We start from the raw sequence: 11651 nt of genomic DNA, 5'->3' as shown, positions 1-11651 counted from the left end.
GAGCTGGTTCAGGCTCTGGTTCTGGAGCTGGTTCAGGCTCTGGTTCTGGAGCTGGTTCAGGCTGAATGCCAATGTCAGTACCAATGATTTCGAGTTCATCAGTTCCGTTTTCTAATTCGATTTGTAATGTTCTACTAGTAGAGGTGGTTTCAATTTCCTCAAATGTTGGTTCCTCACCATCTGCAATAATTATAAAATCTTCATCAGTTCCATCAAAAACAGAATCAAAATAACTTCGTTCCAAAGTAATCTCTAAAATTCCTGGTGAACCAGAAACATCAACATCAATAATTAACGACACAAAGTCAAGGTCAGCATCTATACTGACAACTTCAACACCCTCAGCATCATAGTTGATGGTAACAGGAGTTCCATCAATATCTACATCTATGCTACCAGGCTCTGCATAAATAACCCCAGTGGTAAATATTGCAAAGACTACTAGAAGGAAGGCAACTTTTGGTATCAAACTTAGATTACGCCTCTAAGGATCTGTATTATCTTTTCTGCTATAACATTTGCAGCTAAGGACTGAGCTTCTTTTGTCTGAGCGCCCATATGAGGCGTCAAAATGACATTATCCAGAGAGGCCAATTTATGACCCGTGGCAGGCTCCTTTTCAAAGACATCCAAAGCAGCTCCACCCAGATTACCATTTTTGAGTGCCTCATAAAGTGCATCTTCATCTATGACGCCACCTCTTGAAGTATTGATTATCTTTGCAGTCTTTTTCATAGTGGATAGACGTTTTGCATCTATCAGATGATAAGTAGAATCCAGCAATGGTACATGTAATGAGATATAATCAGAACTTTGTAATAGAGTATCCAAGTCAGCTTTCATTAAACCAACATCTTTTGCAAACTCTTCATCAATTGGAACTACATCATAACCAATAATATTCATGTTAAGACCTCTTGCTAAACGACCTAACCTTTTTCCAATATTTCCCAATCCAACAATTCCCAAATACTTGCCTTTTAGCTCAGTCCCTAACATCTGCTTTTTTAGCCATTGATCATTTCTGATCCCTCTATCAGCTCGTGGGATTTGTCTTGCTAATGAGAACATCAGACCTAGAACTAGTTCTGCAACAGCTGTCATTGCGCCCTCAACCGCATTAATCACTCGAATGTTTTTTGCTTTAGCAGCATCTAGATCAATGTTATCAAGACCAACTCCAACTCTAGCAATAATTTTACATTTCTCTGCTTTGTCAATCATCTCTTTTGTGATCTTAGTTCTACTTCGAACAATTACGATGTTAAACTGAGAGATTTTTTCTTTGATTTGTTCGGGAGTAATCTCAGGTTCATATGTTACTTGTAAACCATTTTCTTTGAGAATTTTTTCTAACACTTTATCGACTTCATCGCAAATTAACACAGAATCATTAAAGCTCATGTGGTTCTGCCATTATTCACTGAATATAATTATTGTGTGAATAGAAAAAGAGAAAGAAAGGCTAGGGATTTAGATTCCTAGTTTTGCTGCTATTTCGGCGGCACGTTCGTCAGTGTATTGACCATTCAAGTTTAATTTTGGATGATCCATGCTGTTTTTACCTTTTGGTGGAACTGCACTGCTTGGGTTACCAAGTAGTTCTGCATATGATTTTGCACTAGTACCTAATTGTTCGTTAAGACCGAAAGGATCTCCTGCAACAATTACGGTTGCGGCGCCACTAAAGATTGCAGCATAATCGTGATTTACTGCAACGTATACACCTGGTTTATCAAAGACTACATCCATGATTGCACCTTGTGAGCCACCAATCAACCAAGTTTCTGTTCCTTGTGCTTGAACTCTGTTTCCTTGGACTACTCTGTCAATGATTTCACCGACAATGTGGAAGAAAACTGGTTCATTGCCCTGGTTCTCAACAAACCATCTGGTGTGTTGGCCAGCCTCAACGAACAATAGTTGGGATTGATGCTGTTTTAGATCAGCGGAATTCCATGGTTGTGCAACAAAGATGTTTTTCTTAGCATTTCCCATGATGAGTTCATTGTGTGCCTCATTTGGTACGTAGCTAAAGGCTTTACCGTTAACAACTGTTTGAGTTGTTTGGTGTGCCATCATTTTGTTCATATCATAGTTTCCGTCGTCATTCAAGTACAATTGGTTGTACTGTAGTTGGAACTCTAAGGCATCAGCAGACATGAATTTTCTGTCTTGGACAACCTTACCGTTCATAACTTTGGTTCCTTCTGTCATGAGTTTCTTGTAACCATCAATTGGATCAACAATGGTAATACCATACATACCTGAAAGTACGTGTTGGTCCATAGCAGCTACATCAACGCCAGAACAGTGGTACTTGAAGATACCTGGGACTTCTGCAATGTAGCAATAAGTCTTTGAAGTACCTGGAAGTACTGCGCCAAAGTTACCTGCAGACATTTGTGAAGCGTGCATATCATTTCCGTGTGGTGTTGGTTCACCTTCTGGAATGGTTAGTGTCATCTTTACGACGTCACCTTGAGTTACACGAAGTGTTGGACCTGGAATTTGACCACTGAAGGTCATTGCATTGAAGGTACCACCCATCATTGGTAACTCTGCACTCTCACCTGTAATGTTAAATTCCACAACCTTTCGGTCAGATGGAATTGCACCACAGTCAGTTTCTGCATATGCGCTTGGCATAACGAGTTCTAAACCACCCATATTGTGGATCTTCTCCATGACATCAACATCTAATTTGTTCATGTCAAAAGATTGTCCAGAAATTTGGGTTGTTGTGTATGTGCTTCCGAATAGCGTTGCTCCCATTACTGCGACTGCAGCGATGGTAAATAGCATACTAATACGCTTATTCATTGAGCAGAATCTTATTCGTGCATATATAATAGTTGCAGTAATTTTCCATATGAAATTATGAAATGATGTAGAAAAAGAATGATTAACGGGTATTTTCTGTGATATTTTGATTGAAGTACAGAACAGACATTGATTCTTTGGGAAAAGTTCAGATCCCAGCAGATGCGTATTATGGTCCTTTTACGGGCAGAGCCATAAAGCAGTATCATGTGACAGGTTCAAAGTCTCATGAGAATTTAATCAAGTCATTTGTAATGATAAAACGCTCAGCAGCAGTCGCCAATATGAGGACTAAAGCAATAGATTCCAAAAGAGGTAAGGCTATTGTTGCAGCATGTGATAAGATTCTTGCTGGAAAATATAGAGATCAATTTCTTGTTGATGCAATTAATTCTGGTGCTGGAACCGCATTTAACATGAATTCAAATGAAGTAATCTCTAATGTTGCATTGGAAATTTTACACAAGAAAAGAGGCGAGTATGAGCACCTACATCCAAATGATCATGTTAACATGTCACAATCAAGTAATGATACATTCCCAACTGCAATGCATGTTGCAATATTGTTAAACATGAAAGATACGATACCAGCAATTGATACCCTGATAAAATCCCTTACAAAAAAATCAAAAGAATTCTCTTCATTTAAAAAAATTGGTAGAACGCATCTAATGGATGCATTACCAGTAACCCTCGGAAGTGAATTTGCAGCAATTGCAACATCAATTACAAAATCAAGAAATGTCATAGTTGCTGCAACAAAAGAATTACAATATGTTGCATTAGGTGGAACTGCTGTAGGAACAGGTGCAAATACACCAAAAGGTTATAGAAAAATAGCAATAACAGAGCTTGGAAAAATTTCCAAACTTTCACTCAAACCTGAAAAAGACATGCAACATGGTTTGCAAAGTAAATTCGCAGTAGCAAATCTATCATCAGCGTTGAGAAATCTTGCACTAGAAATTAACAAATTGGCAAATGATATCAGATTAATGGCATCAGGTCCAATTGCAGGATTAGCTGAATTAGGAATTCCAGCAGTACATGCAGGATCTTCTATAATGCCAGGAAAAGTAAACCCATCACTTGCAGAATGTATGAACATGGTTTGCTTCAACATAATTGGAAACGATACTGCAGTAGCTCATGCAGCACAAAGTGGTCAGTTTGAGCTTAATGTTATGTTACCAGGTATGCTCAAGTGCATGCTAGAATCAACGGATATGTTAAAGAATTTTCTTCCGATATTTTCTGCAAACCTGATTGATGGTTTAACAGCAAACAAAGAAAAACTTAGGGCAGATATTGAAAACAGTCCAGTAATCGTTACCTTGCTGACTCCAAAGATAGGATATCTAAAATCTGCAGAGTTATTCAAGGAGTCACTAAAATCCGGAAAAACTATTCGGGAGTTAGTAGTATCAAAGAAGCTTCTTTCTAGCAAAGAAGTGGATTCATTATTTGGATAAAAATGGCAAAAATTTGGGTAGAAGCATATGGTTGCTCTGCTAGCTATGCAGATTCGGAAATGATTTCTGGCCTATTGGTAAATGGCGGACACAGTCTTGCTGAAAATTCAGACGACTCAGACTTGAGTGTGGTAGTTACTTGCTCAGTAAAGGATGCCACTGCAAACAAGATGATTCACAGAATCAAATCACTAAAAGACAAGCCTCTTGTCATTGCAGGCTGTCTTCCAAAGGCAGAGAAAAGCACTGTAGAAAAATTTTCAGAAAAAGCAAGTCTACTTGGTCCAAATTCACTAGGAAAAACACTTGAGGTAATTAATGCCACATTAAATGGAAAAAAGAAAATAGAGTTACTTGATTCTGATCTAAACAAAGTAGGATTACCAAAAGTTAGACTAAATCCGGTTATTGGAATAGTTGAGATTGCAAGTGGTTGCATGAGTGAATGTACTTTTTGTCAAACCAAATTATCAAAAGGGGATCTTTCAAGTTACAGATTAGGGGACATTGTAAGACAGGTCAAAACCGAAGTTGACGACGGATGCAAGGAGATTTGGCTTACATCTACAGATAATGGATGCTACGGATTAGATATTGAATCAGATCTTCCAGAGTTAGTAAATGCTGTTTCAGACATCCCAAGAGATTTCAGAATACGAGTAGGAATGATGAATCCTATGTACATGCCAAGAATTAGAGAAGGATTGCTCAAAGCTTTTGAAAATGAGAAAATCTACAAATTTTTGCATATACCGGTTCAGAGTGGAAATAACAAAGTGCTAAATGACATGAAACGTGGGCATACGGCAGAAACTTTTAAAGATGTGGTCATGAGATTCAGAGAAAAATTTCCAAAATTTACGATTTCTACAGACATTATCGTTGGATTTCCATCAGAGACTGATGATGACTTTAATGATACTGTAAATTTACTCAAAGAAACAAAACCAGATGTGGTGAATCTCTCAAGATACAGTGCAAGACCAGGTACTGAAGCCGCAACATGGAAGCAAGTAGATATTGAAAAAGTAAAGAAACGAAGTAAGGAGGTTTTTGACCTTACAAAAAAGATTAGCCTTGAAAACAATGAACAGTGGTTAGGTTGGCAAGGACCAGTATTATTCAATGAAAAAACCGACGAAGGTATCAAGGGAAGAAACTATGCATACAAGCCAGTCTTTGTTCCAGACAACGTGGAAATTGGAGCATCACCAATGGTCAAAATTGTCAAAGTCTCATTTCAAAGTCTGATCGGTGAAATCATAAGCTAAAAATTTTAGATCGGTAATTTGATTAAAACTACGTAAGAAGGTTTTTTATCCAAAATATAGAATAGCATTTGAAATGAGTAATCAATTGATAAATCCAGTTCTCTTTGTAGGAATTGGAGGGGCAGGTTCAAAATTAGCCATAGAAGCAAAAGACATTCTAGGCGCTGAATGTCTCTTAATCAGTCATGATGAAAAAGACCTAAAGACGTCTCACCCATCCATAAAAATCTCTACAGAATCCATTATCAACCCATCTGTTCAGTTGATCAGAGGAGTTACCTCAAAAAATGCTGATTCTATTAAAAACAAGATTTCAAATTATTCTACAATAGTTTTGATTGCCAATCTTGCTGGAAAAGATGGAGCAGCTATGGCACCAGTGATTTCTCGCATATGCAAAGAAAATAACAAAAACACAGTATCATTTGCAATAATGCCATTCAAATACGAAAAAGATAGAATCTTCAACTCTGGAATCGCTTTAAAACGTATCAGAGCAGACTGTGACTGTACAGTAGTTTTAGATAATGACGCACTACTAGATAGTAATCCAGATCTCACTATCGATAATTGTTACAAGATTGCAAACTCTGCAATTTTATACGCAATTGATTCAATGAAAGACTCTGAAATTCCACAAGATATCAACATTCTATCAACTAGTAAATCCAATCAAGATTTAGAGACATCATTAAGAGATTCATTAAAGATGTTGTACGAGGATGCACCTCCATCTAGTGTTAAACGCTCACTTTTACACGTAATTGGAGGAAACGCAATGTCAGTTGGTTTGTTAAATTCAATATCTAATATAACAAGAGGAATGTTTAATGATGAAAATACAAGAGTTGACCTTTCAACAAGTTCATCAGACGAATCAAGAATAGTTATGTTGTCTAGTGTACAAGGTGAAACACAATTTGAAAAATATGATCCCTTGGGTGTAATCCCATCTGAGAATACATTAGATTGGGATGAACCGGATTGCAGCATCGACTGCAAATTAGATTTGTATCAATTAGAATAAAATTATTTTTTCTTAGATTTTGAAGTGTCTTTAGCTGGTGCTTCTTTCTTTGGTTTGTCTTCTTTAGCTGGTGCTTCTTTCTTTGGTTTGNNAACAGTAGTTTCAACAGTTGCAGATTCAGTAGGAGTTTCTATTTCAGTAGATATTTTTTCAGTTTTTGATGTTTCTTTGTCACCAGATTTACTTGTTAATTCAGCATCAGCATCATATGGTGAAATCAGAATGAATCCTTCATCAGTCTTTGTCATTCTTACTCGAATCTTTCGTGGAGGACTTCTAATCCCTCTTGACCATATTTGATGAGCAACATCCTCTTCAATTTTAATTTCTTCAGTTTTCATGTGATGTCTTGCAAATTCTTTAATCATATTGATCGCACGTTTTGCTCTTTGATTATCAGGTGAAAGGAGAACCTTACCTAGGTTAATTGTATAAACACGTTCTAGTTCTTGAGACAACTATCCTACCTCCACGTCAGTTTGTCTCCAAGCTCTACGCTTTGGGTTAGTTCTAACTGAACGTCTAGTCCTCAAAATGACCCATGCTGGAACAGGTGATGTCTGTTTCTGTTTTTTAATTAAACGAATTTTCCTTGGGGAAGACTTTCGTGCAGCCATAAATTTTCAGGCACGAAAAGCTCTTTTTAAATGAATCTCGGTTTTTTTGGGCAAGGAGCACTTCAAATCATCTTAAACAAGATTGTTTTTTGAAAACAGGTCATGAATTTGTTTTAAGATTCTTGCAGATGCTCCCCATACAATATGGTCCTCAAACTTGAGGGTGTACATTTCTTTGATTGATTGATGATGAGGATCTAGATCTGGAGAAAGGGTTTTCAAAAATGGTGTAAGAGGGATGCGGAGTATAGATTCAACTTCATGATTGTCGTTTAGAGGAGGTAAATTTTCCAAGACTGCAACATAAGGAGTTATTACAAAACCAGAATTCAAAGTGTTTACAGATTTTAGTTGGCCAACGACATCATCACGCTTAACGTCAAGATCAATCTCTTCACGAGTTTCTCGCAGCGCTGTATCTAAAAGATCAATATCGCCTGTTTCCCATTTTCCACCTGGAAATGCAATCTCTCCGGCATGAATATTGAGGTGGGAGGCTTTTTTTGTCATTAAGACAAGAGGATTAGAATTATAGATTACAACAAGAACTGATGCATATTTGATATCAGGTTTAAGTTCAATATTTTGAAAATTACTTTTCAATGTTTTTTTAATTTCTTTTAATTGCACAATATCCATTAAACCTGTTATTTATTGAATTTATCATTCAAAGGTTTTAACTAAGTAATTTTTCTCATTCATTATGCCAATTAGATTTGAGATAAATCCACCCAAAGTAATTCAGGATTCTATTCTATCACATAAGGAATTAGAAGAATCAGTCAGCAAGCTCAAACAAAGAATTGTTGATATCTCACAAAATTGTGATGGCATACATCTTACAGATTCAGTGTTGGGGGTACCACGAATTTCACCAATTACAGTAGGGGCGCTAATTAGGAAAAAAGATCAACATCTAAAGATCACAGCAAGCTTACGTACACGAGATAGAAACCTGACATCATTGACACAATCACTGTGTGATGCATTATTGTTAGGGCTAAATGGGATGCTAATCCTCAAAGGAGATGCCCCACCTGCAGGCCCTAAGGATTCAGGATTAATTCCAAGTCAGGCTGTAAAACATTTCAAAGAAATTGGATTTAGAGAAAAAATTGATCTTTTTTTATCACTCCCAAATTATCCTGATTTTGAAAAAATACAAAAAAAAATTGATGCAGAACCAACAGGGTTTGTAACTCAAGTAATTCATACCGAAGATGAAGTTGCAAGAATTGTTGACAAACTAAAGCCTCAAGGATTCAAGGTCATTCCTGTAGTCTTACTCCCTTCTGAAAAGAACAAAAAATCAGCAGAATTTCTCAGACTGGATTGGTCAAATTATCAAAATAGGGTAACAGACTTTATTGAAAAAGTTGCAAATATTTCAGAAAGCGTTATTCTGACTTCACCAAATGACTTTACCCTAGCAAAATCCACGCTTGAGCAGATTAAAGAATCCAGATAAGAAATCAGATGTACATTTGAACAAACAAAAGTTTGTAATCAAATTTCATAGTAATCATATCATGTCAGGTGCAGATAATCATGCAAACTAGAGTAATTGTAGTAGATGATAACATAGATACTCTGGATATTTTTTGCGAGTATTTAGAATTAAAAGACTGTCAGGTTGTAGGTAAGGGCTACAACGGTCTTGATGCAGTGAAATTGTATGAAGAGCACCATCCAGATATCGCTCTACTAGATGTAATGATGCCAGATTATGATGGAATGTATGCACTAGAAAAGATTAAGGGATTAGACTCTAATGCTAAAGTCATAATGGTCACTGCAGATTTGACTGATAAGACAGCGAAGCGATGTAATGAATTGGGAGCCTCTGAGATCATTTACAAACCATATGAGATTGAAGACGTGGTAGAAGTCGTTCAAAATGTTATGAGCGGCAAAAAATTTGTCTCATCATTTGTAAAATAATCAAAGAACAAAATATTCTGCATCAGGGTGATGAACCACTATTGCTGCTGTGGATTGCTCAGGAATTATCTGTCCAGATTCAGTTAGTCGCATACCAGATTTTTCAGGCTCTAGTAATTTCCAGACCAGACTATGTTGAGACACATCAGGACAACTTGGATATCCCCAGCTGTAACGAAGGCCTCTTGATTCACCGATCTTTAATTCGTTCTTTATTTTTCTATTAACCCATTCTGCCAAAGCCTCAGCTGACTCTACTGCTAAACCATGAAGATAGTATGCATCAGTGTATCTATCCTCCTTGTTCCATTTTTCAATGATATCTGCAACTTTGTTGCCAACAGTTACTGATTGGAACACAACAATGTCATCTTCTCCAAAATAATCTGCCAAGCAAAGATGTTTGTTTTTTGCAGAGCGTGGGAAATCAAAGATCACCTGTTCTCCTTTAGGGTGCTTAACAACTAGTTTTCCGTCTTTGCCATGACATCGGTAGTACCCATAAACGACATTTGGTTCAAATAATTCATCATCTATGATTCGCTTCTTCCATTCTTCAAGTAATTTTTCATGATCTGATTCAGAAGCCTCTCCTGCCTTGCCGCGTAAACCCCATGATAATTTGAATAGAGATTTTTTATCTAAAAGAGGCCACACTTTGTTCATATCAATATCCCAAGGGCCCAATCTTATTGGGACGCCTATACTTGGAGGAGTGGGAGGAGTAACAGGTTCAACTTTACTTCGTGGAAGATTTGCAGTATCAGATGAAGATTTTGTAGGCTCCTTCCATTGTTCTAATCGCGATTTCCATTCTTGTAATAGAGATTCTTTTTGATCAGATACCAATTTGTCCATTGTTTTTAGTCCATCAAACATTGTATTACAGTAAAAGACTCCTGATTCGTAAATTCCACCATCTTTTGCGATACGATTAATGTAATTGCTGTTAATAGCAGCACCACCACAAAGAATTGGAATTTTCATATTGTTTTTTCTAGCATGCTCTACAAAAAATTGCATTTGCTTTGAAGTAGAAACAAGCAATGCAGACAAACCAACTGCATCTGGCTTTACTTCATCTATTTTTTCAAGAAAGTTTTGCAATGGAACTTGTTTACCAAGGTCGTAAACAGTGAATCCGTTATTTTCAAAAATTGTTTTTACAAGATTCTTTCCAATATCATGAACATCCCCATATACAGTGCCCAAAACAAGTTTACCTTTACTAGAACCCTCTTCTTTTAGCAGATATTTTTCAAGCTCCGCTACTGCAGCCTTCATGCATTCAGCAGATTTGAGTACAAATGGAAGTATCAGTTCACCTGCACCAAACTTATCTCCAACTTCTTTCATGGCAGGCAATAGATCCTCATTCAAAGTTTTGATAGCTCCATCATGAGTAACCTCCTTAGGAGCATTTAGCTCTAGAGTCCCATTTTTTTCTACGAGTAAATCACTTTTAGAAATTTTATCTGCAATGGATTCAACAACATCTTTTTGAATTCCATCTTTTAGTCGATTAATTATTCTAAAGTTGGCTCGTTTTCCAGGATTCCATGTAGGATCAACATCAACTTTTTTGGTAGAGGTTGTCTTTGGATTAATTTTTTCAAAATGAGTTATCAAGTCAGAAAGTGCATCAGGATGAGTGTTAAAGATTAGATCTTCAACTAGTTTCCTTTCTTTTTCATCAATTTCCCCATATGGTACAATCTCTTTTGCATTAACTATTGCTGCATCCAATCCTGCTTTTACTGCATGATGTAAGAAAACAGAATTGAGGATTTTGCGTGCATATGGAACCAATCCAAAGCTAATGTTACTTAAGCCAAGAACAGTAAATGACTCTGGAAATTTTTCCTTTACCAGTTTTATTCCCTCTAGAGTGTTTTTCCCTGCATCAAGGAATTCGTCTTCACCTGTGGCAAGTGTAAAAGTCAAAACATCAAAGATGAATTGCTCTTTTTTGATTCCATATTGTTTGCCGGTTTCATACAATAATTCTGCAGTCTCTAGTTTTTGTTGAGGTGTTTTTGCCATTCCCTTTGGTCCAATGCATAATGCAATTGCGGGAACGCCATATTTTGCCATCAGAGGAGCTAGTTTTTTGAAGCGACTTCCATCACCTTCTAGATTAATTGAATTAATTATTGGTCTTCCAGGAATTTGTGTAATTGCAGATTCAATTACTGCAGGATCTGTTGAATCAATTACAAGTGGAGCATCTACCTCAAGACTAATTCGTTTTACCAATTTTAACATAAACTCTAATTCATCTGATCTTTCTGTAGTAGCGACACAAACATCAAGACAGTGTGCACCATCTTCAACTTGTTTTCTTGCTAAATCAACCAAGCCATCAAAGTCATCAGAAAGGACCAATTCCTTTGCTTTTTTGGAACCTTGTGTGTTAAGGCGCTCACCAATAATCATCGGAGCTGGTTCTTGTCTTAATTCAACTGCCTTTAATGATGAACTTACACGTGGGATTACCAAT

11 protein-coding genes and 1 pseudogene are annotated in these 11651 nt (G+C 36.8%); 5 read left to right on the top strand and 7 right to left on the bottom strand.

Annotated features, from left to right (window positions below):
• The 3 genes and pseudogenes from C6988_RS02195 to C6988_RS02185 form a co-directional block, all read right to left on the bottom strand.
• A pseudogene (locus C6988_RS02195) lies at positions 1-469 on the bottom strand (hypothetical protein); the annotation flags it as partial.
• Between the two features lie 2 nt (positions 470-471).
• On the bottom strand, positions 472-1404 hold the full coding sequence (locus C6988_RS02190) for a D-2-hydroxyacid dehydrogenase (protein ID WP_182133113.1): 933 nt from the start codon (positions 1402-1404) through the stop codon (positions 472-474).
• Between the two features lie 69 nt (positions 1405-1473).
• Complete coding sequence (locus C6988_RS02185) at positions 1474-2805, bottom strand: multicopper oxidase domain-containing protein (RefSeq protein ID WP_182133289.1); 1332 nt, start codon at positions 2803-2805, stop codon at positions 1474-1476.
• 128 nt (positions 2806-2933) lie between these two features.
• Between C6988_RS02185 and C6988_RS02180 the strand changes: the two genes are divergently transcribed.
• The 3 genes from C6988_RS02180 (at position 2934) to C6988_RS02170 (ending at position 6593) form a co-directional block, all read left to right on the top strand.
• A complete protein-coding gene (locus C6988_RS02180) occupies positions 2934-4295 on the top strand; it encodes an aspartate ammonia-lyase (RefSeq protein ID WP_182133111.1) in 1362 nt (453 codons plus the stop codon).
• 2 nt (positions 4296-4297) lie between these two features.
• On the top strand, positions 4298-5566 hold the full coding sequence (locus C6988_RS02175) for a tRNA (N(6)-L-threonylcarbamoyladenosine(37)-C(2))-methylthiotransferase (protein WP_182133109.1): 1269 nt from the start codon (positions 4298-4300) through the stop codon (positions 5564-5566).
• A 73-nt stretch (positions 5567-5639) separates the two neighbouring features.
• Positions 5640-6593 (top strand): FtsZ/tubulin family protein, encoded by a 954-nt coding sequence (locus C6988_RS02170; RefSeq protein ID WP_182133107.1) that lies wholly within the window; start codon positions 5640-5642, stop codon positions 6591-6593.
• A gap of 92 nt (positions 6594-6685) precedes the next feature.
• Here the strand turns inward: C6988_RS02170 and C6988_RS02165 are convergent.
• The 3 genes from C6988_RS02165 to C6988_RS02155 all read right to left on the bottom strand — a co-directional run.
• Positions 6686-7051, bottom strand: a 366-nt coding sequence (locus tag C6988_RS02165) for a 50S ribosomal protein L31e (protein ID WP_255464143.1), incomplete at its 3' end; no start/stop codon positions are given.
• Positions 7052-7210: a 50S ribosomal protein L39e gene (locus C6988_RS02160; RefSeq protein ID WP_182133103.1), complete on the bottom strand. Its 159-nt coding sequence runs from the start codon at positions 7208-7210 to the stop codon at positions 7052-7054.
• Between the two features lie 72 nt (positions 7211-7282).
• The gene (locus tag C6988_RS02155; protein WP_182133101.1) at positions 7283-7840 is read right to left on the bottom strand and encodes an NUDIX hydrolase; all 558 of its coding nucleotides are present in this window, start codon (positions 7838-7840) and stop codon (positions 7283-7285) included.
• 73 nt (positions 7841-7913) lie between these two features.
• Between C6988_RS02155 and C6988_RS02150 the strand changes: the two genes are divergently transcribed.
• Positions 7914-8678 (top strand): 5,10-methenyltetrahydrofolate synthetase, encoded by a 765-nt coding sequence (locus C6988_RS02150; protein ID WP_182133099.1) that lies wholly within the window; start codon positions 7914-7916, stop codon positions 8676-8678.
• Between the two features lie 80 nt (positions 8679-8758).
• Entirely contained in the window at positions 8759-9151 is a 393-nt protein-coding gene (locus C6988_RS02145; RefSeq protein WP_182133097.1) for a response regulator, read from the top strand.
• Here C6988_RS02145 and C6988_RS02140 read toward each other — a convergent pair whose 3' ends face one another.
• Entirely contained in the window at positions 9152-11650 is a 2499-nt protein-coding gene (locus C6988_RS02140; RefSeq protein ID WP_182133095.1) for a methionine synthase, read from the bottom strand. It lies immediately after the preceding gene.
• Position 11651: the final 1 nt, after the last annotated feature.

Source organism: Nitrosopumilus sp. b1 (assembly GCF_014078545.1).
Lineage (GTDB): Archaea > Thermoproteota > Nitrososphaeria > Nitrososphaerales > Nitrosopumilaceae > PXYB01.
Note: the sequence above shows the minus strand (reverse complement) of the source record. Positions and strands in the feature narration are given on the sequence as shown.

Coding starts and splice junctions, on each gene's coding strand:
- C6988_RS02190 (WP_182133113.1), bottom strand. CDS start 1,404: ATGAGCTTTAATGATTCTGTGTTAATTTGCGATGAAGTCGATAAAGTG.
- C6988_RS02185 (WP_182133289.1), bottom strand. CDS start 2,805: ATGCTATTTACCATCGCTGCAGTCGCAGTAATGGGAGCAACGCTATTC.
- C6988_RS02175 (WP_182133109.1), top strand. CDS start 4,298: ATGGCAAAAATTTGGGTAGAAGCATATGGTTGCTCTGCTAGCTATGCA.
- C6988_RS02170 (WP_182133107.1), top strand. CDS start 5,640: ATGAGTAATCAATTGATAAATCCAGTTCTCTTTGTAGGAATTGGAGGG.
- C6988_RS02160 (WP_182133103.1), bottom strand. CDS start 7,210: ATGGCTGCACGAAAGTCTTCCCCAAGGAAAATTCGTTTAATTAAAAAA.
- C6988_RS02150 (WP_182133099.1), top strand. CDS start 7,914: ATGCCAATTAGATTTGAGATAAATCCACCCAAAGTAATTCAGGATTCT.
- C6988_RS02145 (WP_182133097.1), top strand. CDS start 8,759: ATGCAAACTAGAGTAATTGTAGTAGATGATAACATAGATACTCTGGAT.